General features: G+C 62.0%; 32 protein-coding genes and 1 pseudogene. 17 read left to right on the forward strand and 16 right to left on the reverse strand.

Going from position 1 to position 26,865, the window contains the following annotated elements:
* Positions 1–10: 10 nt before the first annotated feature.
* The gene (locus ATE48_RS16520; RefSeq protein WP_228126669.1) at positions 11–568 is read right to left on the reverse strand and encodes a YfbR-like 5'-deoxynucleotidase; all 558 of its coding nucleotides are present in this window, start codon (positions 566–568) and stop codon (positions 11–13) included.
* Between the two features lie 260 nt (positions 569–828).
* Here ATE48_RS16520 and ATE48_RS16525 point away from each other — a divergent pair, with 260 nt between their 5' ends.
* Positions 829–2,109 (forward strand): spinster family MFS transporter, encoded by a 1,281-nt coding sequence (locus tag ATE48_RS16525; RefSeq protein WP_083197419.1) that lies wholly within the window; start codon positions 829–831, stop codon positions 2,107–2,109.
* Here ATE48_RS16525 and ATE48_RS20490 read toward each other — a convergent pair.
* Positions 2,106–2,249, reverse strand: a pseudogene (locus ATE48_RS20490) (LytTR family DNA-binding domain-containing protein); the annotation flags it as partial. The gene ATE48_RS16525 and the pseudogene ATE48_RS20490 sit on opposite strands and share 4 nt — an antisense overlap.
* A 310-nt stretch (positions 2,250–2,559) precedes the next feature.
* Between ATE48_RS20490 and ATE48_RS20250 the strand changes: the two are divergent.
* The 3 genes from ATE48_RS20250 (at position 2,560) to ATE48_RS16540 (ending at position 5,145) form a co-directional block, all read left to right on the forward strand.
* Entirely contained in the window at positions 2,560–2,691 is a 132-nt protein-coding gene (locus ATE48_RS20250; RefSeq protein ID WP_257756529.1) for a hypothetical protein, read from the forward strand.
* An 83-nt stretch (positions 2,692–2,774) separates the two neighbouring features.
* A complete protein-coding gene (locus ATE48_RS16535) occupies positions 2,775–3,260 on the forward strand; it encodes a GNAT family N-acetyltransferase (RefSeq protein ID WP_066773456.1) in 486 nt (161 codons plus the stop codon).
* A gap of 46 nt (positions 3,261–3,306) precedes the next feature.
* Complete coding sequence (locus ATE48_RS16540; protein ID WP_066773460.1) at positions 3,307–5,145, forward strand: M2 family metallopeptidase; 1,839 nt, start codon at positions 3,307–3,309, stop codon at positions 5,143–5,145.
* 54 nt (positions 5,146–5,199) lie between these two features.
* Here ATE48_RS16540 and ATE48_RS16545 read toward each other — a convergent pair whose 3' ends face one another.
* From ATE48_RS16545 to ygfZ, 3 genes are all read right to left on the reverse strand, one after another.
* A complete protein-coding gene (locus tag ATE48_RS16545; RefSeq protein ID WP_066773464.1) occupies positions 5,200–5,544 on the reverse strand; it encodes a GIY-YIG nuclease family protein in 345 nt (114 codons plus the stop codon).
* On the reverse strand, positions 5,544–6,662 hold the full coding sequence (locus ATE48_RS16550; protein WP_066773467.1) for a beta-ketoacyl-ACP synthase III: 1,119 nt from the start codon (positions 6,660–6,662) through the stop codon (positions 5,544–5,546). The genes ATE48_RS16545 and ATE48_RS16550 overlap by 1 nt, the downstream gene beginning before the upstream one ends.
* A gap of 92 nt (positions 6,663–6,754) precedes the next feature.
* The gene (gene ygfZ, locus ATE48_RS16555) at positions 6,755–7,594 is read right to left on the reverse strand and encodes a CAF17-like 4Fe-4S cluster assembly/insertion protein YgfZ (RefSeq protein ID WP_066773471.1); all 840 of its coding nucleotides are present in this window, start codon (positions 7,592–7,594) and stop codon (positions 6,755–6,757) included.
* A 91-nt stretch (positions 7,595–7,685) separates the two neighbouring features.
* Here ygfZ and ATE48_RS16560 point away from each other — a divergent pair, with 91 nt between their 5' ends.
* Together ATE48_RS16560 and pyrC are read left to right on the forward strand one after the other, a co-directional pair.
* Positions 7,686–8,612: a glycosyltransferase family 9 protein gene (locus ATE48_RS16560; protein ID WP_066773473.1), complete on the forward strand. Its 927-nt coding sequence runs from the start codon at positions 7,686–7,688 to the stop codon at positions 8,610–8,612.
* Positions 8,609–9,640: a dihydroorotase gene (gene pyrC, locus ATE48_RS16565; RefSeq protein ID WP_066773475.1), complete on the forward strand. Its 1,032-nt coding sequence runs from the start codon at positions 8,609–8,611 to the stop codon at positions 9,638–9,640. The genes ATE48_RS16560 and pyrC overlap by 4 nt, the downstream gene beginning before the upstream one ends.
* 22 nt (positions 9,641–9,662) lie before the next feature.
* Here pyrC and ATE48_RS16570 read toward each other — a convergent pair whose 3' ends face one another.
* Positions 9,663–10,187 carry a macro domain-containing protein gene (locus ATE48_RS16570; RefSeq protein ID WP_066773477.1) on the reverse strand — a complete coding sequence of 175 codons (525 nt, stop codon included), beginning with the start codon at positions 10,185–10,187 and terminating at the stop codon, positions 9,663–9,665.
* Between the two features lie 187 nt (positions 10,188–10,374).
* Here ATE48_RS16570 and ATE48_RS16575 point away from each other — a divergent pair, with 187 nt between their 5' ends.
* Positions 10,375–10,827: a hypothetical protein gene (locus ATE48_RS16575; protein ID WP_066773479.1), complete on the forward strand. Its 453-nt coding sequence runs from the start codon at positions 10,375–10,377 to the stop codon at positions 10,825–10,827.
* 4 nt (positions 10,828–10,831) lie between these two features.
* Here ATE48_RS16575 and ATE48_RS16580 read toward each other — a convergent pair whose 3' ends face one another.
* The 3 genes from ATE48_RS16580 to ATE48_RS16590 are packed head-to-tail and all read right to left on the reverse strand — an operon-like array spanning position 10,832 to position 13,033.
* Entirely contained in the window at positions 10,832–11,065 is a 234-nt protein-coding gene (locus ATE48_RS16580) for a hypothetical protein (protein WP_066773482.1), read from the reverse strand.
* Positions 11,066–11,069: 4 nt separating this feature from the next.
* Positions 11,070–11,489: a TIGR02301 family protein gene (locus ATE48_RS16585; protein ID WP_066773484.1), complete on the reverse strand. Its 420-nt coding sequence runs from the start codon at positions 11,487–11,489 to the stop codon at positions 11,070–11,072.
* A gap of 47 nt (positions 11,490–11,536) precedes the next feature.
* Entirely contained in the window at positions 11,537–13,033 is a 1,497-nt protein-coding gene (locus ATE48_RS16590; RefSeq protein WP_066773486.1) for an amidase, read from the reverse strand.
* A gap of 116 nt (positions 13,034–13,149) precedes the next feature.
* On the opposite strand from ATE48_RS16590, the gene ATE48_RS16595 reads away from it, so the two are divergent.
* Positions 13,150–13,875, forward strand: a complete 726-nt coding sequence (locus ATE48_RS16595) for a TlyA family RNA methyltransferase (protein WP_066773490.1) — start codon at positions 13,150–13,152, stop codon at positions 13,873–13,875.
* A gap of 78 nt (positions 13,876–13,953) precedes the next feature.
* Here the strand turns inward: ATE48_RS16595 and ATE48_RS16600 are convergent, their stop codons facing one another.
* Complete coding sequence (locus tag ATE48_RS16600) at positions 13,954–14,493, reverse strand: glycine zipper 2TM domain-containing protein (RefSeq protein WP_156767830.1); 540 nt, start codon at positions 14,491–14,493, stop codon at positions 13,954–13,956.
* Positions 14,494–14,549: 56 nt separating this feature from the next.
* Between ATE48_RS16600 and ATE48_RS16605 the strand changes: the two genes are divergently transcribed.
* The 4 genes from ATE48_RS16605 to ATE48_RS16620 all read left to right on the forward strand — a co-directional run bounded on the left by ATE48_RS16605 (position 14,550) and on the right by ATE48_RS16620 (position 17,827).
* Positions 14,550–15,860 (forward strand): class I SAM-dependent RNA methyltransferase, encoded by a 1,311-nt coding sequence (locus ATE48_RS16605; protein WP_083197424.1) that lies wholly within the window; start codon positions 14,550–14,552, stop codon positions 15,858–15,860.
* A complete protein-coding gene (locus tag ATE48_RS16610) occupies positions 15,857–16,423 on the forward strand; it encodes a YcgN family cysteine cluster protein (protein ID WP_083197425.1) in 567 nt (188 codons plus the stop codon). Before ATE48_RS16605 ends, ATE48_RS16610 begins: the two co-directional genes overlap by 4 nt.
* Positions 16,424–16,513: 90 nt before the next feature.
* Positions 16,514–16,705: a hypothetical protein gene (locus ATE48_RS16615; protein ID WP_066773499.1), complete on the forward strand. Its 192-nt coding sequence runs from the start codon at positions 16,514–16,516 to the stop codon at positions 16,703–16,705.
* 66 nt (positions 16,706–16,771) lie between these two features.
* Positions 16,772–17,827, forward strand: coding sequence for a class I SAM-dependent methyltransferase (locus ATE48_RS16620; RefSeq protein ID WP_066773502.1), 1,056 nt, complete (start codon positions 16,772–16,774; stop codon positions 17,825–17,827).
* Here the strand turns inward: ATE48_RS16620 and ATE48_RS16625 are convergent.
* Both ATE48_RS16625 and ATE48_RS16630 read right to left on the reverse strand, forming a co-directional pair.
* Positions 17,796–18,296 (reverse strand): hypothetical protein, encoded by a 501-nt coding sequence (locus ATE48_RS16625; protein WP_066773509.1) that lies wholly within the window; start codon positions 18,294–18,296, stop codon positions 17,796–17,798. The two genes, ATE48_RS16620 and ATE48_RS16625, sit on opposite strands and share 32 nt — an antisense overlap.
* Before the next feature lie 64 nt (positions 18,297–18,360).
* Complete coding sequence (locus ATE48_RS16630) at positions 18,361–18,870, reverse strand: hypothetical protein (RefSeq protein ID WP_066773510.1); 510 nt, start codon at positions 18,868–18,870, stop codon at positions 18,361–18,363.
* A 122-nt stretch (positions 18,871–18,992) separates the two neighbouring features.
* On the opposite strand from ATE48_RS16630, the gene ATE48_RS16635 reads away from it, so the two are divergent.
* Positions 18,993–20,390: an esterase/lipase family protein gene (locus ATE48_RS16635; RefSeq protein ID WP_066773511.1), complete on the forward strand. Its 1,398-nt coding sequence runs from the start codon at positions 18,993–18,995 to the stop codon at positions 20,388–20,390.
* Here ATE48_RS16635 and ATE48_RS16640 read toward each other — a convergent pair whose 3' ends face one another.
* Genes ATE48_RS16640 through ATE48_RS16650 form a run of 3 tightly spaced genes read right to left on the reverse strand, consistent with a single transcriptional unit; the run spans position 20,391 to position 22,777 of the window.
* Positions 20,391–20,714 (reverse strand): low molecular weight protein tyrosine phosphatase family protein, encoded by a 324-nt coding sequence (locus tag ATE48_RS16640; protein ID WP_156767831.1) that lies wholly within the window; start codon positions 20,712–20,714, stop codon positions 20,391–20,393.
* Positions 20,711–21,805, reverse strand: a complete 1,095-nt coding sequence (aroC, locus tag ATE48_RS16645; protein WP_066773512.1) for a chorismate synthase — start codon at positions 21,803–21,805, stop codon at positions 20,711–20,713. The genes ATE48_RS16640 and aroC overlap by 4 nt, the downstream gene beginning before the upstream one ends.
* Before the next feature lie 45 nt (positions 21,806–21,850).
* On the reverse strand, positions 21,851–22,777 hold the full coding sequence (locus ATE48_RS16650; protein WP_066773515.1) for a DUF2268 domain-containing putative Zn-dependent protease: 927 nt from the start codon (positions 22,775–22,777) through the stop codon (positions 21,851–21,853).
* Between the two features lie 92 nt (positions 22,778–22,869).
* Here ATE48_RS16650 and pdxH point away from each other — a divergent pair, with 92 nt between their 5' ends.
* From pdxH to ATE48_RS20255, 4 genes are all read left to right on the forward strand, one after another.
* The gene (gene pdxH, locus ATE48_RS16655) at positions 22,870–23,535 is read left to right on the forward strand and encodes a pyridoxamine 5'-phosphate oxidase (protein ID WP_066773517.1); all 666 of its coding nucleotides are present in this window, start codon (positions 22,870–22,872) and stop codon (positions 23,533–23,535) included.
* 109 nt (positions 23,536–23,644) lie between these two features.
* On the forward strand, positions 23,645–25,300 hold the full coding sequence (locus ATE48_RS16660; protein WP_066773520.1) for a long-chain-fatty-acid--CoA ligase: 1,656 nt from the start codon (positions 23,645–23,647) through the stop codon (positions 25,298–25,300).
* A 220-nt stretch (positions 25,301–25,520) separates the two neighbouring features.
* Entirely contained in the window at positions 25,521–25,751 is a 231-nt protein-coding gene (locus ATE48_RS16665) for a hypothetical protein (protein ID WP_066773522.1), read from the forward strand.
* A 75-nt stretch (positions 25,752–25,826) separates the two neighbouring features.
* Positions 25,827–25,955 carry a hypothetical protein gene (locus tag ATE48_RS20255; protein WP_257756530.1) on the forward strand — a complete coding sequence of 43 codons (129 nt, stop codon included), beginning with the start codon at positions 25,827–25,829 and terminating at the stop codon, positions 25,953–25,955.
* Between the two features lie 3 nt (positions 25,956–25,958).
* Here ATE48_RS20255 and ATE48_RS16670 read toward each other — a convergent pair whose 3' ends face one another.
* A complete protein-coding gene (locus ATE48_RS16670) occupies positions 25,959–26,861 on the reverse strand; it encodes an MBL fold metallo-hydrolase (RefSeq protein WP_066773523.1) in 903 nt (300 codons plus the stop codon).
* Positions 26,862–26,865: the final 4 nt, after the last annotated feature.

The raw sequence follows: 26,865 nt of genomic DNA on the forward strand, positions 1-26,865 counted from the left end.
GGCCGTCAGTTTAGGCCGGATCAATCAGCGACCGAAAGCGTTTCACGAAGGCTTCCTGCACTTCACTTGTCGGCTTTGGCGTCAATTTGAGCTTTAAACCACGCGGTGGCGCACCAAAGAAGCGTTTGGCCTCCGCCTCGGTGAAGCCAGCGAGCTGGGTTGCTTCGAAATAGGCGCAGATGATGTCCGCGCGCTTGATGGTGGCTTTGACCGCCGCGGTTGGATGGGCGGGCAAGCCGAAGCGCATGTGAATAGATGCCTCGAGTTTCGCTTCGAACGCTTTGTAATCGAGACCGAGCGCCGCCTTAAACGGGCTGATCATATCGCCGATCACGTATTCGGGCGCGTCGTGCAATAGCGCCATGAGGCGGAGTTGTTTTGTCCATTCCGGCGCGATCTTGCGACAGATCTCTTCTACGACCATCGAATGTTGCGCGACCGAGAAAGCGTGCGTGCCGACGGTTTGGCCGTTCCAGCGAGCGACACGCGCAAGGCCATGCGCGATGTCCTCGATCTCAATATCGAGTGGCGAGGGATCGAGCAGGTCTAGCCGTCGCCCGGACAACATGCGTTGCCATGCGCGTGGCTTCTCGGCCGGTTTCGGCTTCGCGGGGCGGGGAGCGCGAGACATAGGTTCCACATATCGCCTCTAGTGCGCGCCGGTAAACGCTTTCACCTAAGCGCGCCGATATTCATTTCGAACCGCTGGCGCTGGCTCGAAAGCTCCCTAATGTCATCCCAAAAGAAAAGACGGGAGGATCTAGATTGACCGACGCACCGGCCCCGCCTGCTGTACGCGCCATAACCGCCGGATATCGCGGTTATGCGATGGGGCTCTTGCTGCTCATCTATGTGATGAACTTCGTCGACCGGCAGGTCGTGAACATTCTGGCCGAGCCGATCAAACGCGAGCTTGGCCTGCTGGATTGGCAAGTCGGCGCCATGAGTGGTCTTGCGTTCGCGCTCTTCTACACGGTGCTTGGTCTTCCCATCGCCCGCGCGGCTGAGCGGGGGCATCGCCCACTCATCATCGCCGGCGCGTTGGCGTTATGGTCTCTGTTTACGTCGCTGTGCGGATTTGCGCAGACGTTCACGCAGCTCTTGTTGGCGCGCATCGGCGTTGGAGTGGGAGAGGCAGGCTGCACGCCGCCCGCACATTCGCTGATCACTGATTATGTGGCGAAGGAAAAGCGCGCGTCGGCGCTTGCATTCTATTCGATGGGCACGCCGCTCGGCAGTCTTGTCGGTATGGCGCTCGGCGGCCTGATTGCGGACGCATACGGTTGGCGTATGGCGTTTATCGTCTGCGGCATTCCGGGCGTGCTGCTCGCAATCGTAGCGGGCTTGACGTTGGTTGAGCCTCGCATCAGCGCAACGGCTGACGAATTCAAGCTCCGTACACAGCAGATGCGCGATGCAAAGCCATTTCGCGATGCGCTCGCCACGTTGCGCACGAAGCGCACTTTTTGGCTCGTTTCATTCGCCGCCGCGATCAAAGCTTTTATCGGCTACGGCCAGGCGCCGTTCGCAGCCTCTTTCTTCTATCGCAATCACCTCGAGGAGGTGACGAGGCTGGGCGCCATGTTTAGTCTGCAGCCGGGCGGATTTCTGGGCTTGGCGCTTGGCCTTATGGCGGGCATCGGCGGCGCCATCGGTGCTTATGCAGGCGGGGTAATCGCCGACAAATACGGCGGCCGCGACTTCCGCGCTTATGTCAGTGTGCCTGCGATCGCGTCGGTTGCGGTTATTCCTGTGTTTTTGGTTGGCGTAATGTCGTCATCGGCGGTGGTGGCGATTGGAAGCCTGTTTCTCGGCGCGGTGATTGGCACGCTTTGGTATGGACCGGTCTACGCGACTGCGCAAACCATCGCAAAGCCCCACATGCGCGCGACGGCGTCGGCGATTTTGCTTTTCATCATCAATCTGATTGGGCTCGGGCTTGGGCCGCTCTTCGTCGGGGCGCTATCCGATATGTTCGCCATCTCGTTCGGCATGGGCGAGGGTGAGGGCGTGCGCTGGGCGCTGATCGTCGCCGCGCTCACCGGGCTGATCGCGGCTGTTCTTTTCTGGATGGCGCGCAGGTCGATACGCGAAGAGATGGAAGGCTAGGCCAGCACAGCCCGGTAGCGGCGGCTTCCGAGCACGGTGCGGCTGCCGCTCAATGTGATCTCTAGATCGCCCGATGGTGTCGGCTTTAGCGCGTCGATCTTGTTGCGATTGACCAATCGGGAGCGATGCACGCGCACGACCGGTGCGGCGGGTGCGCACGCAAGCGATCTTTGCGTTCTACCTCATCCACCAGACGCTCATCGTCGTCGCTGGCCATTATCTTGATGAGCTGCGGCTGCCGCTTATGATTGAGGCGCCACTGCTCATTGGAACCACCGCCTTGGGGTGCTGGCTTTTCTACGATCTGGGGCGCCGGGTTCCGCTTCTGCGCGTGTGGATAGGCTTGCCCTCGAAAATGCCGCCAAGGGCAGCTACATTACCCACACAAGCAATTGGGGAGGCGCACTAGCCTCCGGCGGAGACGATCGGCCCGCCGCCACGGAGTGAACGTTGTTCTTCTGGTTCCTCGTCGCAGTGGGCGCAGTCGTCGGCCTGACCCTGCTTGGTGCGTTCATGACGCGCCGCTCGGGCGGCTGGGATCACGACGACGGTGGCCCGATGGGGCCGTGGGTGGATCACTGATCCACCGCTTGGCGCAAACCGCGCGCACTTGTTCTGTTTCGCTTGCCTTAGCCCCATCCGTGCGCATTACATGAGTGCGCAATATGGAGCGCCCTCTCAACATTCGGCGCGCGGTCCCGCGCGACTCTGACGCTATCGCCAAACTCGCGGCGCAAGCCGCGAGCGAGGAAGGCGCGAGCTCTAGTTTGGAAGCGGACCGGATCAAGGCGCACGCGTTCGGGGCGAATGCCTTGTTCGAGGCCTGGGTCGCGCAGGAGGGCAATAGCGCGCTGGTGGCGCATGCCGTCATCACCAAAAGCTACGACGTCCGCCGCGCAGCGCCCAATGTCGTGCTTTGCGAGCTCTATGTGATCGCTGAGCACCGTCGCGGTGGCCTCGCCCGCAAGCTGATGAGCGCCGTCGCCCGCCGGGCACGTGAACTGGGCGCGCGCGAACTTGCGATCACAACCGGGGTCGACAATGAAGTCGCGCAGAGATTCTTCAATGCCGTCGGCGCCAAAAGGCGCGAGGCGGCGGTTTTCATGATGTCGGCTGACGGCATCGAATGGCTCGCCGCGGAAGGTAATTGAGGGGGAGGCGCGCTGGGGGCGCGCCTAGTCTGGACAGGGAGAGACAATGTTCGCGAAACCATTGCTCAGGACGGCGACGTCCTGGATCGCCATTGCCGCACTTGCGGCCTGCGCGACAACGTCATCGCCAACCGGCGCTTCGAATGCCAACGGACCGGCAACCGCTCAATCCGCGGCTGCGTTCGTGCAATCTGCGGAAGAAGAGTTGCTTCGCCGTTCGGAATACGAAGGCCGTGTTGCTTGGGTGTACAACACCAACATTACCTTCGACACCGAATGGCTGCTCCAACGCGCTGACGCCGAAGGCACAGAAGCTCGCGTGCGCCTTGCCAGCGAAGCGGGTCGCTACGCCAACGTGGAGCTGCCAGCGGACACCCGGCGCAAGGTCGATCTGCTGCGCCTCAGCCTGGTTCTGCCCGCGCCGCAGCGCGAGGGCGCGGCAAGCGAACTTTCGGAAATCACCACGCGCCTTGCGTCCACGTACTCAACGGGACGTATCGAATACCAAGGCCGGCAGGTCACGCTCGATGAGCTCGAAACCCTGATGGGCACGGAGCGCAATCCGGCGCGTCTCGAAGAAATGTGGACCAAGTGGCACGCGGTCGCCGCGCCGATGCGCGATGACTACACGCGGATGGTCGAAATCGCCAACGAGGGGGCGCGCGATCTTGGCTTCGACAATGTCGGCCAGATGTGGCTCTCGAACTACGACATGCCGGCCGCCGATATGGAAGCCGAGGTCGAGCGTCTTTGGGGGCAATTGCAACCGTTCTACGAGCAGCTGCATTGCTACGTTCGCGCACGCCTCAACGATCGCTACGGCGACGCCGTTGTGCCGGAAGATCAGCCGATCCGCGCCGATCTGCTCGGCAATATGTGGGCGCAGGATTGGTCGACCTTGATGCCGATCGCCCGCCCGCCTGGCGCGCGCGCGACTTACGACACGACCCAATTGCTAACGCGCGCGCACTACACGCCGGTGCAGATGACGGAAACCGCCGAGCGCTTCTATACCTCGCTCGGCTTCCCCGAACTGCCCGATACGTTTTGGGAACGCTCACTGCTCACGCGTCCGCGTGATCGCGACGTGGTCTGTCATGCTTCGGCCTGGGATATCGACAACGTAGATGATCTGCGCGTCAAGCAATGCATTCAGATCAATGCCGAGCACTTCCAGACCATCCACCACGAACTTGGTCACAACTTCTACCAACGCGCCTACAACCAGCAGCCGTATCTTTACCGGAACGGCGCGCATGACGGCTTCCACGAAGCCATCGGTGATTTCGTCGCGCTGAACATTACGCCAGAATACCTGACTGAGATCGGCCTACTGCGCCGCAACCAGATCCCGTCGGCATCGTCCGATGTCAGCTTGCTGATGGAGCGGGCGCTGGAGAAGATATCGTTCCTGCCGTTCGCGCTGACCATGGATCAGTGGCGCTGGCAGGTATTCGACGGCCGCATCACGCCGGATCGCTACAACGCCGCGTGGTGGGAGTTGCGCGAGCGCTATCAGGGCATTCGTCCGCCGAATGCACGCGACGAGACGATGTTCGATCCGGGCGCGAAGTATCACATCGCGGCAAACGTGCCGTATCTCCGCTACTTCCTCTCCTACGTGTTGCAATTCCAGTTCTACGAGGCGGCATGCCGCCAAGCTGGCTGGGAAGGCCCGCTGCATCGCTGCACGGTCTACGGAAATCGCGAAGTTGGTGAGCGGTTTGCGCGCATGCTGGAAATGGGCGCCTCGCACCCGTGGCCGGACGCACTCGAAGCCTTCACGGGCACGCGTCAGATGGATGGCGGCGCCATGGCCCGCTACTTCCAGCCGCTGATGAGCTACATGCAGGAAGAAAATCGCGGCCGCACCTGCGGCTGGTGATCTAAGCTTGCAGAAAAACAGAAGCGCCGCCTCGAAAGGGGCGGTGCTTTTGCTTTAGCCGGTGACGGCGTCGGCGCCGAGTTTTTCGCGGCACTCGGCCTCGAGCGCTTTCAAATCTGCCTTTAGCGCGTATGGCGTGCGCTCTTCGTCGCTGAGCTCGGCTGCGATTGCGTAGGCGAAGGCGCCTTCGCCGTATTGCTTCCAGGCGTCCTGCAGGGCCCGATTGGGATGGGCGCCGAGCTTCAGCTGAAACCAGAGGCTGTTCTGCTGGGCGTCGAGGTTGTGAGAACCAGAGGCCCAGACTTGCCCGCTCGCCGTGCATTGCACGGCGTAGACGCCGCGACGGTGCTTGCGTTCCTTGTATTCGCGAACAAGGTCGCGCTTGCGCTGATTGCTCATCACGCGCTCTTCTGGACGAAGATCGATCCTGCACTGTAGCCGGCGCCAAACGAGCAAATGAGGCCCTTATCGCCAGCCTTCAGATCGGCGCGGTGGTTGTGGAAGGCAATGATCGAGCCCGCACCCGCTGTGTTGCCGTAAACATCGAGCACTGTTGGTGCTTCGTCCTGAGATGCTTCGTGTCCCAACACACGCTCCGCGATCAGGCGGTTCATGTTTGAATTGGCCTGATGGAGCCACAACCTGCGCATGTCGGTGGGTTTGAGATCGAGCGCCGCCAATTGCTCCAGGATCATCTCCGAAACCAACGGCACCACTTCCTTGAACACTTTGCGGCCTTGCTGCGAGATGAGCTTGTCCGGATCATCGCGGTGAGCTTCGTCGCCGCGGTTGAGGAAGCCAAAATTGTTGCGGATGTTGTTGGAAAACACCGTTTTCAACTTGGTGCCGAGGATTGCCCAGGCGCCCTTTGGCGCGATGTCGGCGCGTTCGACCAGGATGGCGACTGCGGCGTCGCCGAAGATAAAGTGCGAGTCGCGGTCGCGGAAATTCAGGTGGCCGGTTGTCAGTTCCGGGTTCACAACCATGACCGAACGTGCGTGGCCGGCGCGGATGATGTCGGTCGCGTTCTGGATGGCGAACGTGGCTGACGAGCAGGCGACGTTCATGTCGTAGCCGAAGCCGCCTGCGCCGAGGGCGTTCTGAACTTCAATCGCCAGCGCCGGATAAGGCCGTTGCAGCGATGAGCACGAGCAGATCACCGCGTCGATATCGCCGGCATCGCGACCGGCACTCTCAAGCGCCTGCCTGGCTGCCTTCACCGACACTTCCGCCATGAGCGAGATTTCGCTGTTCGGCCGCTCTGGGATGCGCGGGACCATGCGGTTCACATCGAGCGAACCTGCTTTGTCCATTACGTACCGGTGCTTGATACCGGAGGCTTTCTCGATGAATTCCACGCTCGACGGCAGCAGAGCTGTCTTCGTTCCCGCCGCGATCTCGGCGGCGTGTTCGGCGTTAAATCGCTCGACGTACGTATTGTACGAAGCGACCAGTTCAGCGTTGGTGATAGAATCCGACGGCGTCCAAAGGCCGGTCGCGGAAATGGCGACTGTCAAAGCGTGGTCCCCGTTTGCCGCGCTGCAACAAAGCGCGCAGAACGCGTTAACCCCCCGGAGGCGGAGGCGTCAATCCGCCTCCCCATACCGCTTCAACCCGGTGCGTCTTCGCGTTGCGGCAAGATCAGCCAGGAGGGAGGATCGAGCCGAATTTCACGGCCACCGGCTGTAATCGGCTTTCCAGCGGCTACCGCATCGATTGCGCGGTCCAGTCGGAGAAGGGCGATTGCGCGTCCGGTTGCGCCAGTGCGTACCGAGCCAATTTCGGCGTCACCGCTGACGATGGGCGTCCCGTACGCGATCGCGTCGCCTTCAAATACAATCGGGCAAAATTTCTTTCGCGTTGTCGCGCGCCGCTTCATCCGGCTGACGTTCTCCTGGCCCACGAAGCAGCCCTTATCGAACGCAACGCCGTTTAGCTCTTCGAGCAATGCTTCGCCCGCAAAGACTTCCTCGGGCTGCGCGTCGCGTGCGAGATCGGGAATGCCCAGCGCGATACGTCGCGTCTCGAACTGGCCTGTATCCTCCTCAAACACTGTGAGTTCCGGGGCCGCGATTGCGCGCCGGTTCAATGCGCTGCTCCGGGGGTCTGAAACACTGCCCACGAACGGCTGGTCCGAGTGGAGCGCGACCTTATTTGCAGTCGCGTCCTCAATCGCGACTCGGGCGCGCAACTTGTAGAGATTTAGCCGGCGCATGAGTTCAGCCGCGCGTGACGGGTCGGCTTCGATGTGAATGGTCGGCTCTTTTGGGTTCCGATCGACCCACAAGAACATGTCGGCGACGACTTTGCCCTGTGGCGTCAGCAAAGCTGAATAGATCACATTCTTCTGGTCGAGCTTCGTCAGGTCTTGCGTCACCAAGTTATCCAGGAACGCAATCGCGTCGGGGCCGGAAACACGGAGAAAGGCGCGGTCGAGGCGAAGCGACATGGCCCCGACTTGGCCCCCAATGCAGTTCTTCGCAACCCTGCAGCGTTTGTTGACTTCACATTTACCCGGCATCCGCCTTTAACCAGCGCCAATGGCCTCCGTGCTTTTCCTTGCCCCCGCCGACCTTGGCGAGACCGTGCTTGCGACGGGGGCTTTGGCGCACGTGTTGGGCGAGGGTGATCAACTCACCATGCTCACGAGCGCTGACGCTGCGCCGCTGTTTCGGGCCGCGCCGGGCCTCAAGGCGAAGTACACGGTCGAGGGCGTGGGTGATGTCGGCCCGTTCATCGAACTTGCTTGGAGCCGCCGTGGGCGCCGCTTCGATGTGATGCTCGACTTGCGCCAATCGCCGGCCGCGATGGTGCTCCCGGCCAAACGCCGCCTTGTGCGCAAACAGCCCGAAGTACTCCGTCATTTCATCGAGGATTTGAGCGAACTCGTGGGCGCGGAGCGCACCTTGGCCCCGGCAATTTGGCTCGACGACCGCGCGCGCTCCGCCGCCGCTGCGATTTCGCCAGATGCCGCGCCGCTTGTGCTTTTAGCGCCCGGCGGCTCTGTGGACGATAAACGTTGGGCGCACGAACGCTTTGCCGCCATTGCGCGCCGCTTCGCCGATGGCGCGCTCGCAAATGCGCGCGTGGTGGCGTTGAGCGCCGCACCCCGGGATGCGGAGATCGCCGCACGGGTCGTGTCCAGCCTCGACGCTGACGGCGTGCCCGCTCTCGCGCCGGGGCTTGATCTGCTCGCCGCCGCCGCGCTCGCCGAACGCGCCACGCTCTGCATCGGCAACGACAACGCCCTGAGCCACATCGCCGCCGCCATGGGCGCGCCGACGCTGTCGCTGTTCGGGCCAACCGACGAACGTGTCCGCGCCCCTCGTGGCCCGCGTGTTCGCACGTTGCGGGGGCGGAGTTTCGAAGAAGCGGCGCTGGACGCACGCACCGCAATGGATGACATCAGCATAGACGCAGTTGAAGCTGCCGCGCTCGATTTGCTGCACGCCGGAGGCCTGAGATGAGTTCGCTTGTGATGCGCCGGCCTGACGACTGGCACGTCCATCTTCGAGACGGCCCGATGCTCGCAGGTGTGGTCAATTTCACCGCGCGGCAGTTCGCGCGCGCCATCGTCATGCCCAATCTCAATCCGCCGGTCACCACCGTGGCGGCGGCCGAAGCGTATAGATCGCGCATTCTAGCGGCGCTTGAGCCCGGAGTTTCGTTCACACCGCTTATGACCTGCTACCTCACCGATAGCATTGACGCTGGCGAGATCGAGCGCGGTTTCGCTGCCGGCGTCTTCGCTGCGTGTAAGCTCTATCCTGCTCACGCGACGACCAATTCCAGCCACGGCGTTACGGACATAAAGAACATCAGCTCGGCGCTGGAGACCATGCAACGCATCGGCATGCCATTGCTTTTGCATGGTGAAGTGACGGAAAAACACGTCGACATCTTCGACCGGGAAGCCGTGTTCATCGATCGTATCTTGTCGAAGCTTGTCCGCGATTTTCCCGCGCTCAAAATCGTGCTCGAACACATCACAACGCAAGAGGCGTCGGCATTCGTTTCGGAAGCTCCAGCGACAGTCGCGGCGACGATTACGCCGCACCATCTCGATTACAATCGCAACGCAATGTTCGATGGCGGCATCCGCCCGCACTTTTATTGTCTGCCGGTCGCGAAGCGTGAGCATCACCGCTTGGCGCTGCGCAAAGCCGTGACGTCCGGATCGCCCAAGTTCTTCCTGGGCACGGATTCAGCGCCGCATGCCATCCACGCCAAGGAAGCCGCTTGCGGTTGCGCCGGCGTCTTCTGCGCGCCGCACGCAATCGAAAGCTACGCCAAGGTCTTCGACGAAGAAAACGCGATGGACCGCTTTGAGGCGTTCGCGTCTGAAAACGGCCCGCGCTTCTATGGTCTGCCTCCCAACGAAGAGCGGATAACGCTCGTGCGCGAAGCCCAAGCCGTGTCCGAGCGCATCAGCGCCGGCGGCACGGAGATCGTTCCCTTCCACGCCGGCGCGACGCTGGGGTGGCGACTGGCTTGAAGTATAGCGCGCGCGGGGCGAGCTACCTCAATCGGCCCCCCAACCCATCCCGATAAATCTTCGCATCATCTTCCGTGAAGCAGCAGAACACGATGCGCTTCAGCTTTGGCGCTTGCTCCAGCGCTTGCTCGCACGCGGCAATTGCGATGCCGCAGGCGAAGCCACGCGGCCAAGCGTAGACGCCCGTGCCTAAGCACGGAAACGCGATGCTCTCGAACCCGCGCGACGCCGCCATCTTGATCGACGACATGTAGCACTTGGCCAGTCCGGCGACCTTGGCGCCTTGCGGGCCCTCGTCGCTCCAGATCGGCGCCGCGGTGTGGATGATAAACTTCATCGGCGCGTCGAAGCCGGGCGTGATCACCGCTTCGCCGGTGAGAATCGGCGGAATGCGCTTGGTGGCTTCCGTGAGCCGAGGTCCGGCCGCTTGCCGGAGCGCGCCATCGACACCGCTTCCGGGCGCGAGTTGGCGGTTGGCGGCGTTCACGACCGCATCGAGCGCCAAAGTCTCGATCCGTCCCACCATGATTTCGAACGGCGCGCTCATGCTTCAGCTTTTCTAGCCCTGCGCTCCGACCTTGTCGCGACGGGTTTCAGCGAAAGGTCCGTTTGAGAGGAGGTGAGACCGGCGCGCCTCATCGCCCATTGCTCCCTCTCGCGCGCCACTGCGGTCCGGTCACTGGCCGGACCGCTTTTTTGTCCCCACATTGGGCAGCGTGGAAAAGCTAGATCGCATGAAGCCTGGCCAGCGCCGGGGGCTCACCCCTGGTGAGATCACGCTTGGCCGCTCGGTGTTTGGCGATGAGATGGTGTGGCGAAAGATCCGCATCCATCAGGCGTCAGCGCTCGGGTTTGGCGCAATGGTGCCGCTTGGCCGGACAATCATTTTCTCGAAATGGCGCGCCGCGCATGATTTCGCAGCTGCGCCAATTTGGGATCAAGGCTGGTTCGTCCACGAACTCACGCACGTCTGGCAGGCAGCGCGCGGTGTTGTGCTTGCTGGTGCGAAACTAGGGGCGCTGGGCAAGGCGGCTTATGCCTACGAGCCGAACAGGCCCAAGCTCAGCGCTTATAATATCGAACGTCAGGCCGAGATTGTGCGCCATCTGTTTCTGGCGCGCGCGGATGCACCCGAACAGGGCGCGCCTTCGAAAGATTGGCTGGAGAAAACGTGGGCGAGCCGCTGAGTCGCTAGGGCTCATTCGCACCCAAGGTGAATTCGCCGCGCCGCGTACGATCCGGCAACGTTGCGCAGAATTCCGCCACCGCATCCTGCCCGTAGCGATCGACCATGTCGGCGAGCGCCGCGTAGATCGCAACTGACGCAATGACTTCGGCCTCGGCGCCTTCGGCCAGGGCCTTGTCCCATGCATCGAGAATGAGCTGCAGCGCGCGGCCCTTCTTCTCCGGATCGTCTGCCGACATAGCTTTAGTGCCCGGTGTGACGCGCGCTCAGGCCTTGCGACACGCGCAGACCTCGCGCGCGCAGCTCCGCTTCCATCTGGCGCGTCGTTGCATCGCACACAGGAAAGCGCGCTTCTTCTTGCCGATAGCCCCGATTGAACCCTTCGACGAGCAGGCCGTTATATTGCGGTTCGCGCTCGATGACGCCGCGCATGTAATTGCGCCAGCGTTGATCGCCGCGACCGTCGCAGATGACGCGCAGATAGTGCGCGCCGCCGAGCACTTCTGAGAGTTCGACCAGCTGGCCGCGATACCAATCTTCGCCGCGCGCAGGCGGTTGCTCGGCTTGCGCCTGAGGCTGTTGGCGGCGGGGTTGCTGTTGCGCCGCCGCCGGCAGTGCGATGGCGCCGATCAGTGCAGCACAGAACAAAGTACGCAGTTTCATGGCTCTGCGGGTAGCTCCCAAACTGGGCGGGAGTGTGGAACGGGCGTTTAGCCCGCGTTCACCCCCGGCTTGCGATCGGCCCATGGCTGCGCCTGTTCAAGCTCGTAGGCAAGTTCCAACAGGCGCTTTTCCTGGCCTTTTGAGCTTGAGAAATGGACGCCGATCGGCAGCCCGGCGGAGGACGAGCCAAGCGGCACGCTCATCGCCGGGGCGCCGGCGATGTTTTGCATTGGTGTGTAGCCCACATAGTCGTTCAGCGTGTTGAACACGGCCATGCCCTTGGCGCCGTCGATCGTGCCGAGCGGCAGAGGCGGCTTGCCGAGAACCGGTGTCAGGTAAACGTCCGCGGTGCTTTCGAAGAACGTCGCGTACGCCGCCTCTACAGTGCGCAGACGGCCTATTGCCGCCTCAAGCGCTGGCAGGCCTTGTTGTTGCGCGTGTTGAGCAAGCTCAATGGTGAGTGGCTCCAGCAACTGATCCAGCGGCGCGTCGGCGCCGGCCTGGCTTTGCACCAACTGCACGACCTCCGCCGCACCGAAAGCCCAGAGTAGAATGAAATCAGCGCTGAACTGCGGTCCGTTGATCGTCGGGCGTCCCTCGGTCACGGTATGGCCAAGTGAGCGGCAAAGTTCAGCCGCCGCCTCGACGGCAGCCCGCACCTCCGGATCGGGCTCGTTGCCGAGCGCATTCGGAATATCGAGCGCAATGCGCAGGCGTTGCGTGTTAGGCGCGCTGACAAGGCCAACCGGCGCGAAGGCCGCGCCATCGCCGCTCGCCTCGGTCGCGGCCAGCCATGCGGCGGTGTCGCGTACGCTGCGGCTGACGCAGCCATTCACCGAGATATCGATGCCGTTGTCCGGGCGTCCGCCCAGCACGCTGCGGCCGCGCGATGGCTTCAAACCGAAGAGGCCGTTGCACGATGCAGGGATGCGGATTGAGCCGCCGCCATCGCTCGCATGCGCAATCGGGACCACGCGCGATGCGACGGCAACGGCCGCGCCGCCCGAAGAGCCGCCGCTGGACTTCGAAATGTCCCACGGGTTCTTCGTTGCACCTTGCAGCAACGTTTCAGTTGTCGCCGTCAATCCAAACTCCGGTGTCGTGGATTTGCCGAACGGCACCAAGCCCGCAGCTAGAAGCGCGTCCATGTAGGGCGGCTCTTCTTGCGCGACATTGTTCGCGAACGCGCGGCTGCCGTACTTGGTCGGCTGGCCTGTCATTGGCATCAAATCTTTGATCAGCGTCGGCACACCCGCGAACGGACCAGTCAGTGTTTCAGCGGCGCGCGTACGGCCATACTCGTAGAGGGGCGAGGCGACAAAATTCAGTTCGGGGTTGAGCCGTTCACTGCGCGCGATTGCCGCTTCCAACGCCTCCCCCGCCGTGATGCCGCCGTCGCGGATCGCTGACGCGACTCCCGTGGCGTCGAGGTCGCCCAGCGCATCCGAGGATTCGCCGAGACCCAGCCGATCGCAGGCGCCGGCGGTGGTCAGCGCACCAAGCGCAACGGCATTGGCCATCAGGCCGCGACGTGAAACTCGCATCGATTTCCCCCTTGGCCTGCTTTGTGGCCTTGGCGGGAACCTTGGCGCAGACGAAGCCCCACTCGCAAGCGGGGAAAGGGCCTTGCCTTGGCGTCAAGCGCGCGCGAGGAGGCGGCATGTCCCGTGTGCGCGCCGATCTCTTGCTGGTTGCGCGCGGCCTCGTTGAGAGCCGCGCCAAAGCGCGCGCCGCCATTGAAGCCGGCGGTGTGCTGGCGGGTGGCGTTGTCGTCGCCAAGCCGTCGGATTTGATCGCGGAAGACGCAACGCTCGACGTCACCGCGCCCCATCCCTGGGTATCGCGGGGCGGCGTCAAGCTCGTGGGCGCTCTCGATGCATTCAGCGTCGATCCGAAAGGGAGGATTTGCCTTGATGTCGGCGCGTCCACCGGCGGTTTCACCCACGTCTTACTATCCCGGGGGGCAGCCTGCGTTTACGCCGTCGATGTCGGGCGCGATCAATTGCACGCGTCTTTGCGCGGCGATCCTCGCGTCGTCTCACTCGAGCAGACTGACGCGCGCTCGCTTTCGCGCACGCAAATCGCCGAGCCGCCATCGCTGATCGTCTGCGATGCGAGTTTCATCGGCGCCTCAAAAGTGCTCACAACGCCATTCGCACTCGCCAGTGACCAGGCCGACGCCATTGTGCTGATCAAGCCGCAATTTGAAGCGGGCCCGAAAGCTGGCCGTGCAGGCGTTTTGGATGAGGAAATCGCACGGACCGCAGCGCAAAGCGCAATCGATGCGCTCGATGGCCGGGAAGGATTTCATCTCGTCGCCAGCGTCGACTCACCCATACGCGGCGGCGAGGGCAATCTCGAACGCCTCGCGCACTTCAAACGCTGAAGCTGCAAAGAAAGACCCCGGCCCTTGCGGGGCCGGGGTTCAGTCACAGCATTCTAGGTGGGGTTCACCTATGGAGATTTATTCCGTGCGCCAGACGCCATCGCGATCACGGCACATCAAAACTTCTTCGCGATATTCGCGGCCATTCGGCGCGCGCGTGATTTGCTCGCCCATCCGGCAATCGCGGTCGTCGTTGCGATAGTAGCCGTCTTCGTACGGGCCGCCGTAGAGATCATCGTTTTGCTCGCCGTAATAGGGGCGGTCTGACGGGTAGGCGGCTGCGCGGCCGGTGTAGGGGTCGTAGCTGCCTTGGACCTGACCGCAATTCGCGGTCGAACGGCCAATGGCGCCGCCGGCGACTGCGCCTACAACCGCACCGAGGCCCGCCCCTTCGCCGCGGACGCCGCGATCGGCGACTTCACGGCCCAGCAGCGCGCCAATGACGCCGCCGATGACCGCGCCGCCAGCCGTGCGGTTGCTGCGCGAGGTTTGGCATTGCTGCTGCGTCGCGACATGCTCGTCGTGGTAGCTGCGGTATTGCTGAGCGGCCGCCGGTTGGGCAAACGCCGTGGTGAGGGCGGTCGCCATAGCAGCGGCGGCGAGTAATGAACGGCGCATGGGGGTTGCTCCCTGTAACTTGAGCCTGAGAGAAGCAAATTCAGTCTGAACGGCACATGAAGCGTATAAACCGCCTTTCCCGCTCCCGGCCCCACCAGGCCCCGAAGGCCGATAGTCCAGCCTCGGAAGAGCGTGTGCTGGAGATTTCGGCCGTCGGTTCGCGGGGCGATTCAACCAGTGAGGGAGAAAACGGTCCTATCTACACGCCCTACGCGCTGCCGGGTGAGCAGGTGCGCGCGCGGGTCGCGGGCGGGCGGGCAGAGGTGCTTGAGGTGCTTCGCGCGAGTCCCGAGCGTCAGGCGCCGGCCTGCCGTCACTTTGGACGGTGCGGCGGCTGCCAATTGCAGCATTGGCAAGATCAACCTTACCTCGCCTGGAAGCGCGAGCAGGTCATCGACGCACTCAACAAGCGAGGTTTTGGCGGCGTCGGGGTTGAACCAACCGTTCCGGCGTGGGGCGAAGGCCGTCGCCGCGCTGCGCTTCACGCGGCACGCCAGAACAATCAGGTTCGCATAGGATTCATCGAACGAGGCGGCGCGCGATTGACGCCAATCACGCAATGCCCCGTGCTCGCGCCACAACTTGAAGTCGTCGTGCTCAAGTTGGCCCCGCTCGCAGAACTTGCGCTGCCATCGCGCGGCGAAATCACGATGCAATGTCTGCTGACCGATTGCGGCGTCGATATTTCGATCAAGGGCGCAGGCCGTGTAGATCTCTTGCATCGCGCCGCGCTCGAAAAGCTGATCGCCGAGGCCAATGCACTCAATCTGGCGCGGCTTTCATTCGAAGGCGAAGTTATCGTTGCGCGCGCCAACCCGACACTGCGCATGGGGCGAGCCGTCGTCAGCCCACCGCCGGGTGCATTCTTGCAGCCAACGGCGCTTGGTGAAGAGACGCTCGCGCGCTTGACGCTCGAAGCGCTTCAAGGGTCCAAACGTGTTGTCGATCTCTTCTCGGGGATCGGCACGTTTGCACTCCGTATTGCCGAACACGCTGAAGTGCTGGCATCCGAGGGTGACGCCGAGATGCTGACAGCGCTTAAAAAGGCAGCTGACGGTGCGGGCGGTGCGCTGAAAGAAATCACGACGCTCCGCCGCGATTTGTTGCGCACGCCGCTTTCGACGCTTGAAATGAAAAAATTCGATGGCGCGGTTATGGATCCTCCGCGGTCGGGTGCGCGCCAGCAAGCCGAGCAAATCGCCCGCGCTCCCATTCGCAAGCTGGCGTATGTCTCGTGCGATCCCGCGAGCTTCGCGCGCGATATCAAGGTTTTGATCGAGCATGGTTTCACGCTCACCAAGATCACGCCCGTTGACCAATTTCGCTGGAGCCCGCACATCGAGCTGGTAGGGGCGTTCGAGCGATGAGCACCAAGACCACGCTGCTCGATTATGAGCGTTCGCGCCGCAAGCGCGATCCCAAAGCGGACGCTGCGCCGCTTGAAGATGGCTATTGGCGCAAAAAGACACTGACCGAGATGAATGAGCGCGAGTGGGAGGCGCTCTGCGATCGTTGCAGCAAATGCTGCGTCATCTCTATCGAGGATGCGGACACTGGCGAGTTGCACCTCACGGATGTCTCCTGCAAGCTCTTTGACACGAAGTCTTGCGGCTGCAGCGACTATGCCAATCGCAAGCAATATGTGCCCGACTGCGTAAAGCTTACACCGAAGAACGTGCCGAAGCTCGATTGGCTGCCGCGCACCTGCGCCTATCGCTTGGTGTCAGAAGGAAAAGATCTCTTCTGGTGGCATCCGCTGATGTCGGGTGACGAGAACACGGTGCACGTTTCAAAGGCGTCGGTGCGCAACATGACGCGCCCCGAAGGTCGCCTCAAAATGCCGGGATTGATAAAGCGCATTACGCGCTGGCCGACTCCGCTCGAAAAGCCTCCCGCAAAGTACCGCAAGCGAAAGCGTGTGCGAAGATAGCAGAGGAAATGCGGGCCAATTGATGCTCCGCAAGCGCTCGCCGTAAAGTTCGCACTCAAACTGGCGCCTTAATGCCGTAGGGTAAGTCGGATGGCCAGGTATGTTGTGACAGCGCCCCTGGCGTCTGCGCCGATCAATTATCTCTATGTTTTGCCGGAAAAGGCGCTCGCGAAAATTCGAAGGCTGCAGCGCCAAGCGATTGGCTTTGAGATACATGACGCGAATTCGGGCGCACCGCGGAGTGTCGAAGAACTCGAGCGCAAAGTGACTGGAACCAGCTGATTCTGGTTGGCGCGTGCGACGCTCAATCAGCTGGAGATGTCGCGCGATGGGCGCTAGCGTCAGCTCATGAGCTTGAAGCGCGATCTTGGCCGCGCCCGTTACGCTGCTGCGCAGGGGGCGCGCGTGGCCTGGTACTTTAGCCAGTATCTGCTGGCGCGGCGGATATCCGGCCCGTTCGATCGGCCGGGCGAACCAAAGTTTGAGCCCAAGGCGGCCGAGGGCGACGCGCAACGCATCCGTACGGCGTTTCTCGAACTCTTCGCCAAAGACCGCATCAATATTGAACTGGGTCTTTATCCCGCGCCCGACGACATTCGTCTCGAACGCGCAGTTGCCGCGATGCGCAACACGGCAAGCTTCTTTCGCGATCTTCCGAGGGTCGATCAGCGCCGTTTGGAGCGCGACGGCACCGAAGTGCGCGAGCAGGTGCGTGGCGAGCAGCGCTACCCGACGTACTATTTGCAAAACTTCCACTACCAGACCGGCGGTTGGCTCAGCCAGGACAGCGCCAAGCTCTACGATACGCAGGTCGAGATATTGTTCGGCGGCGCTGCAGACGCGATGCGGCGTGTCGCTTTGGGCTCATTGGCGCGCGCCATCCGGGGCGTAGACCAGCGCAACGTGAAATTGCTCGATGTCGCGAGCGGCAACGGGCGTTTCCTGCGCCAAGTACTTGCGGCCTTCCCGCGTATTCCCGCGACCGGCCTCGATCTGTCGCCGGCCTATTGCGCCGAGGCCCGAAAGCGGCTCGCAGCTTGGCCGCAAATTGAGATCGTCAACGGCGCGATCGAGCAGGCGCCCTTCGAAGATGCGAGTTTTGGCGCTGTCTCGTGCGTTTATCTCTTCCACGAATTGCCTCCGCGCGTGCGGCGCGATGCGGCCAGGCAGATCGCTCGCATCACCAAACCAGGTGGCGCATTTGTGTTCGCGGATTCAATTCAAACCGGGGACGCCGCCGATCTCGACCGGATGCTCGAGTATTTTCCGGTTGGATTTCACGAGCCATATTTCTCCTCGTATCTCAACGAGGACTTTACGGCATTGTTTGGCGAGCACGGGTTCGAGGTTGAAGAGGTCGAGCTCGCCTTTCTCACCAAGGTGATCCGTTTCCGTAAGCGCTAGCCGCTTTGTCGTCGCCCGCTCCTTGCGCGATATCGCCCTGATAGGCTTCGTCGACGTAGGCAGCTTCCGGTTCAGGATCCTCGTAGGCAGTCTCCGGCTCGCTCTCGTAAAGCGACGCGATCTCTTCATAGAGATTCTCGCTTGAGGCTTCCGTGCTTACATCTGATGGCGGTGTGCCATCGTTGGCGCCGGCGAGATCTTCTGTCGTTGACGCCGCCGCATCGCCCACGAACATTGGCTCGTCCCAGGAGACTTCGCGGAAGGGGTCAGTAACGTACTGAGCGGCGTCCACGACACGCACGTACGCGCTGGGCTGGCGGCGCCATTGCTCAACGCGACCCGGTGCGAAATCAAAGCCGCCCGTGACCATTGTGTCGACGCAAGCCACAGCAAATACCGCGATGCCCGCGAAGGCGCCGAACGCCAGCAGTCGCTCTCTCAGAATTGGGTTGTTTTCCAGCATCGCCATCGGCCTTCGCGCGACAAACCATGCGGATGCGCTGCCAGTTCCGCAGCGAAAGCTCGGATTTCAGTTAGAAAGCTGGCTTGTCCGCCTGCGCTTCGTCTGTCGCGACCGGTTCCAGCTTGTCGCCCTCTGTCGCGATCTCCTCGACTAAAGGCAGTGTCGCTTGCTCCAGCTCGGGCGGACCGCCTAACAGGACTTCGGTCGTGAAGCTGTAATCGATGTCCGAGGCTGCGGACTTTACGGCTTCTTCGACCGCCGCTTCGTCTACCGGCGCGACTACGCGTGCCGGGGCAGGCGTGAGCATGCGCTCGGGCTGGTACTCTGCCGCATACGCAGAGCCAGGGGCGAAATCGGCGCGGCCCATAATGATGGCGTCCACGCTTCCGATGGCAAAAAGTCCAATGAAAGCAAACGTCGCAACCATCGCGGCGCGGTCTTGCTGTTCGGGGCTACGCTTGAAACGCCAAAGCGCCACGCGCCCGCGCCGAAACGCGGTGTGCAGGCGCGGGCCGATCTCGCGCGCCATTTGAGCGAACGAGACGCGGCGACGCCGAGCTTGCTTTCGCTTTTGCAACATTTCCCGATCCCCACAGGAGCGAATGCTTGTACGCCCGTTCGCCCCAAAGTGCCAGTGAAAGACGTTTCGGAGGCCGTTGCCCGGCGTCTAACCTGGCCGTAACCTCCGCCGGGGAGTGGGACATGTCAGAAGGCAAAGTCGCCATCGTCACCGTGCACGGCACGGGTGACACCGCAGAAAGTGCGGACGGTGCAAAGTGGTTTCAGCGCGGCTCGACGTTCACACAGCGCCTGCTGCAGCATCTGAGCGCGCAGGGCATTAACGGCGAAATCATTCCGCATCTCTGGTCCGGTGCGAACAGTGCTTGGGATCGTGAGCGCGGCGCCAACAAGCTCGCTGCGCGTCTGCGCGGCCTCTACAAAGACTACGACACCATTCACGTCGTCGCCCACAGCCATGGTGGCAACGTCGCCAACGATGCCGCGGTGTTGTTGAAATGGGGCCTGCGCCGCAACGCCGCCCGCGAAAAGTTCGACAGTCTCACCACCGTAGGCACGCCGTTCTTCAACGTGCGGACCGGCACGCCACAACGCTTCGCCGGCATCCTGTTCCTGATCATCGCGTGGGCCAGCGCGGTGGTGTTTCCTTTGCTCGCCGCTTTGCTGCTTTGGGGTGCGATCACCGGCGAGAACCTTATGGAGATGGGCAGCCAGCAAGAAGAGTTGATGGCGACCTTCGTCTACATTCTCGTTGTGGGTCCATGCGTGCTGTTCATGCTCAACATGTCGCGCCAAGGCATACGCCGTATTCTGCGGCCAAAGACCGGTGGTCGAACCCAGACGTCGGTTTTCAGCATCTGGCACCAGAACGACGAAGCCATTGCGTTCCTGCAGCGCGTTGAAGCGTTGAATCTTGAGCCGTTCCCGCGTGGATCGATGTTTCGTGGCTCTCGCGGCGCGGCCATCGCAATCGGCGTGCTTACGGTTTTGCTGATCGGCCTCGCAAACCCGCTACTCTATGCGCTGAATATGGCCGATTGGTTCGACTTCAACAGCACCATTGCCGATGACGATGTCGCCAGCAACATCGTCGCCGTCACGGTGATGAGCCTATTGCTTGCGCCGGCGATCTTCACGATTGTCTATCTTACCTATCGGTTCTTGATCGGTGGCGCGCAGGAAGTTGGCATGCGCGGCGCCATGAACCGCTACGTCGGCGGTGTCCTACGCGGCGTCGCCATGGGCCGTGACGGCGATCAATTGCTGTTTAACGTTGCGCCCCGCTCGCACACGCACATGACGCAGGAACTCGTCCTCGGCGGCGAATGCGCCAGGCGGATGCAAGATGGCGCAAATGCTTCAGCCGGCCAGTTGATCGATAAATATCGCTGGGCGTTGTTCAGCGTTGGCGGCGATTCAAGCGCTTCGCTAACCTCGCTGACAACGGACGCGATGACGTGGGAAAGCCTCATCCACACTACGTACTTCGATCAACCCGAGGTCGCGGCGGCTATCGGTGATCATATCGCGCGAACGGTGCGGGAAACCGCGCATTCGCCGGCGCCGGCGCCAACCGCATAACTACCTCAGCAGCGGGCCGGCTTTGGCCAGAAGCAGTGTCACAAGTTCCGGCTGCATGAAGCCGTAGCGGTCTGGAATATCCAGGCACACGAGACGCTTGCCCTTGGTGTGTCGCGCAAACTGCGCGCGCAGTTTGGTCGCTTGCTTACGCTCCATGACGAACACGATATTGGCCCAGTCGAGATGCTCTAAGCTCAGCGGAACTTCGGCGTCTGGATTGAGGCCCGCGGAGTCCGTCGTAACATCGTCCCAGCTCGCAAACACTTCCGCCGCTGTGGGACTACGTAGGCGGTTGCGGCCGCATACGAACAGCGCGTTGATCAACGGCCTGTTTGGCCGCGATGGCGCAGCATTGCGTCGGCGAGCACGCAAGCTACCATGGCTTCAGCCACCGGCGCCGCGCGTATGCCGACGCAAGGGTCATGACGGCCCGTCGTCGAAATCTCCGCGTTTTGCCCGTCACGTGTGATCGTCTGGCGCGGTGTCAGGATTGATGAGGTTGGCTTCACGGCGATGCGCGCCACAAGCGGCTGACCCGTTGATATGCCCCCAAGCACGCCGCCTGCCGCGTTCGACAGAAAGATCGGCTTGCCGTCGTTGCCCGCGCGCATCTCATCGGCATTCTCAACGCCGGTGAGTTCTGCTGCCGCAAAGCCCGCGCCGATCTCGACGCCTTTGACGGCGTTGATGCTCATCAGCGCGCCGGCAAGTTCTGCGTCGAGTTTGGCATAGACGGGCGCGCCCCAGCCTGCGGGAACACCCGTCGCTTCAACTTCCACGATCGCGCCGACAGAATTGCCGTCCTTGCGCGTTGCATCGAGCAAGTCTTCCCAGCGTTTCGCGGTTTCAGCGTCTGGGCACCAAAACGGATTGTTCTCCATCTCGGCCCAATCCCAGCGTGCGCGATCAATTGCGATCTTGCCGATTTGCACGACGGCGGCGCGGATTTGAAGGCCTTCGCCCAGCACGCGTCGCGCAACCGCGCCAGCAGCGACACGCCCCGCAGTTTCGCGCGCGGATGAACGTCCCCCGCCGCGATAGTCCCGCAAGCCGTACTTGGCGTCGTAGACGTAGTCCGCGTGCCCTGGGCGATAGAGATCGCGGATGTCGCCATAGTCCTTGGTGCGCTGATCGACGTTCTCGATCAGCAGCGAGATCGGCGTGCCCGTCGTCAGTGGGCCGCCGGTGCGATCGTCCTCGAAGACACCGGAAAGAATTTTCACTTCGTCTGGTTCGCGGCGCTGCGTGACAAAGCGGCTCGTGCCTGGTGCGCGCCGGTTTAGCCAATATTGGATGTCGGCCTCGGTAAGCGGCAGCCCCGGCGGGCAACCGTCGACGACGCAGCCAAGGGCCGGCCCGTGGCTTTCGCCCCAGGTGGTGATGCGGAAGAGGTGGCCAAACGTGTTGTGCGACATAAGCGAGGTCTAACTGACACAGCCCATGAGTCCGGGCAAATCAGTTCACGCGCAGCGGGCCAACCTCGCCAATGAAGCTTCGATCAGCGGTCGGGCGGTTTCCTGATCCATGCGCGCCAGATCCTGAATGCTGTGCTGCCGGCCCACTTCACGTGCGACCAGATAGCCAACGTAGTAGCCAAAGCGCGGGGGCAGTCTCTCATTCAGGCGTTGGAAGCTGAAGAGCGCGCCAAGATCGTTCTCAGCGCTTGAGTCCAGGCGCGTGCGCACCTCGCACACTGCTTCACGCAAATTTCTGTCGACTGCGGTCGGAATGTCTTCCGGCACGGTCAGCAATAATTGCGGCTCCGTGGCATCTGGGTTCAAAGATCTTGCGACATAGACGGCGAGGCCTTCGCTCCAAAGGCTGCACCAAACCTGCGCGCAACCGCCGAACGTCCTCTCATGGTACACATGGAAGAGTTCGTGATGAAAAAATGGCTCTTCATCCGCGAACGGATGCGACCGGCCCATGACGTCTGCCCCGAACATAAGGACGCTCGTGCCGGTAAAGTTGCGCGTGCCGCCGTCCATTTCTCCCAGGCTGTGGAGCAAGTACACAGGCCCAATGTCGCCCACGTCGGGGAAGGCCTGCGCGAACGAGGCGTACGCAGGATCAAGCAAAGCGGCGAATGAAGTGGCCTTGGCCGTGAAGCTCTCGCGAATTGCGGCGAAACCCTCGATGCTTGTGCCTATGCGCGCATCGTAGTCAGCTTGTGAGAGGCTGGGATAACGCTGGCGACCGTAGAATTCTGCAAATTGCTCGGCGACATCGGTCTTGAACGCCTTGATGCGAACCGGCAGCGGCATGCCTTCAGTCCGATCGTAGGCAGCGATGAATGCGCCGGTGAGGTCGGTCAGTTGGTAGGGCTGTGCCGCCGCCGCGCCCGTGGTTGCCGCAAGCGCTGCCAGCGCCACCAATACAAATCTCATGAAACTCCCCATCTTCCTCTTAGATGCGGCGGTTCGCGGGTTCGGATGCGCGCGCTTACCGTGCTAAAGAACCTGCCTGAGCCGGAGAAGCCATGTCAGGCGACAATCTCATTCCACCTTCGCCCCAGTACGATCCAAACGCGCCGCCAGCTCCAGACGATGCGGCGCTGTTCGCGGAGCGCGAGCCATTCGCTTTGTTCGAGCGCTGGTTCAAGGAGGCGAAGGAGAAGGAGCCTAACGACCCGAACGGCATGGCGCTCGCGACCGCCGACGCCTCTGGCTTTCCGGACGTGCGCATGGTCCTCATGAAGAGCTTCGAGGACGGCGGCATCGTCTTTTACACCAACGCGGAGAGCGCCAAGGGCAGTCAGCTCGCCGAGAACCAGCGCGCCGCGGTCGTCTTTCACTGGAAGAGCCTTCGGCGCCAAATCCGCGTGCGTGGACTGATCTCGTTCGTGTCCGACGCCGAAGCGGATGGCTACTTCCGAAGCCGTGATCGGGGGGCGCGGCTTGGCGCCTGGGCCAGCACTCAGTCGCGTCCCCTTGAGGACCGCCTGGCTCTGGAAAAGCGTATCGCCGAGTACGCTCTTAAGTTTGGTGTTGGCGAGATACCCCGGCCTCCGAACTGGCGCGGCTATCGGCTTACGCCGCTGCATTTTGAGTTTTGGCGCGATCGGCCTTTTCGTCTGCACGACCGGCTCGTGTTCGATCGCGAGGCGGCTGCCCAGGCTTGGCGGTCATCGCGGCTCTACCCCTAGCCGAGCGACGCTTTTGGTCGCGTAACGGGCGATTCAGGTCATAGCTATTTGACCCAGAGCGCGCGGCGCCGCTTAAGTCCTCCCAACGACATAATCGGGAGGCGTTTTGATGCTCGGGCTCATGCAGAATTGGCCGTTGACGGTGGATCGAATTCTCGAGCACGCCAACAACGCCTTCCCGCATCGCGAAGTCGTCACCCGTGCCGTCGAGGATGGGCAGCTCCGAACGACCACCTACGCCGCGGTTTACCGCCGCGCCAAACAGGTCACCAACGCGCTGCGCGAGCGTTCTGTCACGGTCGGAGACCGCATCGCCACCTTGGCGTGGAATACTGATCGCCACTTGGAAGCGTGGTACGGCACGATGTGCATGGGCGCGGTGCTTCACACCGTAAACCCGCGCCTCTTCCCCGAGCAGATCGCCTGGATCATCAATCACGCCGAAGACAAGATCCTCTTCTTCGACACGACGTTTACGCAGATCGTTGAGAAGATCGCGCCGCTGCTGAAGACGGTTCAGCTCTACGTCGCACTGACAGATCGCGAGCACCTGCCGCAATCGTCCGTCCCAATCGTCGCGTACGAAGATTTCATCGCGGGACAATCCGAAGAAGCTCAGTGGGGCGGCTTTGACGAAAACACGGCCTGCGGCCTTTGCTACACGTCAGGCACAACTGGCGATCCCAAAGGCGTGCTCTACTCACACCGTTCCAATGTCATCCACGCGATGGCCGCCAACCAGACGGACGTCTTTGGCTGCGGCGCAAAGGATGTGGTGCTGCCGATCGTGCCGATGTTCCACGCTAACGCCTGGGCCATCGCTTTCGTCGCGCCAATGTGCGGTTCGAAGCTCGTGATGCCGGGCGCCAAGCTCGATGGCCCGAGCGTTTATGAGTTGCTGGAAGGTCAGAAGGTCACGTTCACGGCCGCGGTCCCAACCGTGTGGCAGGGTTTGCTTGGCTTTCTCCGCGAAAACAATTCCAAACCAACAACGCTGAAGCGCGTCGCCATCGGCGGTTCGGCTATTCCCGAAACTGTGCTGCGTGCCTTCGAGGAAGATTACGGCGTCGAGGTCATTCACGCTTGGGGCATGACCGAGATGAGCCCCATCGGCACCACCGGCAAATTGCTGCCCGATCACTACGAGCAAGATCACGAAAGCCAGATCAAGGCGAAGATGAAGCAGGGCCGGACGCCGTTTACGGTTGAGATGAAAATCGTCGACGATGACGGCAAGCGCATTGCTCATGACGGCAAAGCCTTCGGCCGTCTCTTGGTGCGTGGGCCTTCGGTGGCGCGCGCCTATTTCAAGAATGCCGGCGCCAAGAACGAACGCGGCGAGTGCCTTGAGACTTGCGGCTATTTCGATACTGGCGACGTCGCCACCATCGATCCGCTCGGCATTATGCAGATCACCGATCGCGCGAAGGACGTCATCAAGTCGGGCGGTGAGTGGATCAGCTCGATCGACATCGAGAATTTCGCCATGGGCGCCGAGGGTGTCGCCAACGCCGCCGTCATCGGGGTTGCGCACCCGAAGTGGGACGAGCGCCCGCTTTTGATCATTCAGCCGAAGCCTGGCGCTAGTCCGACCAAGGAAAGCGTTCTCAAATTTCTCGACGGCAAGATCGCGAAATGGTGGACGCCTGACGATGTTGCGTTTGTCGAGCTCATTCCGCTCGGCGCCACCGGCAAGATCAACAAGCTGGCGCTCCGCGAACAGTTCAAGGACTACAAGCTGCCGACGACAAAGGCGGCAGAGTAGGGAGCTGCCTTCAAGGTTCGGCGTTCTCACGCCAGTCCACGCTGAAGGCGCTAGCCCACGGCCGCCCCCTTTGGATGAGGTCAATCGACGCCATTGAAACGGCTCCGGGCCACCGGGGCCGTTTCTGTGCGTTAGCGCGAACGGCATAGGCCGCTTGCCCCAATACGCGGCGCATCGGCGCGGCGCTAAATTGGCATCCTCGAAGAAACGAGGACGGATCGTGCGCTACCGGATCGAATTCCTTAGGCAAACCACCGAAGGGGGCTCTGTGTGCTCTGTACGCGCCCCGCTCGATGTCGAATTGGCGACCGCGCGCTTTCAGGCTCACGTTTGGAGCGCCTCAGTTCGCGAGGAATTCGGCGCGACGGGTTTTCAGATCCGTGATCTTCGCAACGCCGGCTGCATAGTGACGCTTGAGGATTTCGACGGCCCGCCGCCGACGTTGCATTGAGCTGTTAACGCTGTCTGACTGAATTATTTCGCGTCAGTATCGAATTTCTACACCAGCGCTCCCTACATTATCCACATGCAGACAAACGCTCTCCTAGCTGTGCTTTGGCGCTCGTTCGGTGGTGTGTTGGGCGTGGCCGCTCTGATCGGGATCGCCTTCGCGCTCGACCGTTTCATCAGCCAAGCAGGCATCACACTGGCTTAAGCCTTACGCGAGCCGGTACTCGGTCTCGACGCATGGCGGGTCGATGCTCACGACGCGTCCGAGTTGGACGAGCCTGATCATGTGCGCGAGCACCGAGTGGCACGCAGCTGGATGCAGGCGCTTATCGACGTCGGCGTAAATCACTGACACCATATCCTTGATGCGCGTATGCCCCGCCTGCATCTGCGCGATGATCTGCGCTTCACGTCCAAGACGGTGATCGATGAACGCCTGCACGAACGGGCGCACTTCACGCACAGGCGGCCCATGTGTCGGCCATAGCGTCTCGTAGTTGCGATCGCGGACCTTTTCGAGGCTGTTGAAATAGTCCGTCATGTCGCCGTCAGGCGGTCCGATCACGGTCGTTGACCAGCCCATGATGTGATCGCCGGGGAAGAGCGCGTTCTCTTCGATCAGCGCGTACGCCATGTGATTGGTGGTGTGGCCCGGTGTGAACACCGCTTCGATGGTCCAGCCCGGACCTGAGAAGCGTTGGCCATCCGCGACGTCGATGTCCGGCGTGAAGTAGTGATCGTCGCCCGCCTCTAGGCGAAGCTCGTCGCAATCGCTTGGTTTCGGCGGCAACGTGCTTGCGTACACTTTGGCGCCGGTGCGCTCCGCCAGCGGATGCGCCGCCGGTGAGTGATCCATATGCCGGTGTGTCACCAGAATGTGGGTGACCGTCTCGCCCTCGACCGCCTTCAGCACTGCTTCGATGTGTTCGGCGTTATCAGGTCCGGGATCGATGATCGCCACTTGGCCCCTGCCGATAATATAGACGCCTGTGCCCTTGTACGTGAAAGGACCGGGATTGTTGGCGACGAGCCTGCGGATCAGCGGCGAAACCTGCTGTGCCGTCTCATATTCAAAGTCCATGTCACGGACGAATGGTATTTGCGTCGCCATTAGC

The sequence above is a fragment of the Candidatus Viadribacter manganicus genome, from assembly GCF_001679665.1.
In the GTDB taxonomy this organism is placed as follows: domain Bacteria; phylum Pseudomonadota; class Alphaproteobacteria; order Caulobacterales; family Aquidulcibacteraceae; genus Vitreimonas; species Vitreimonas manganica.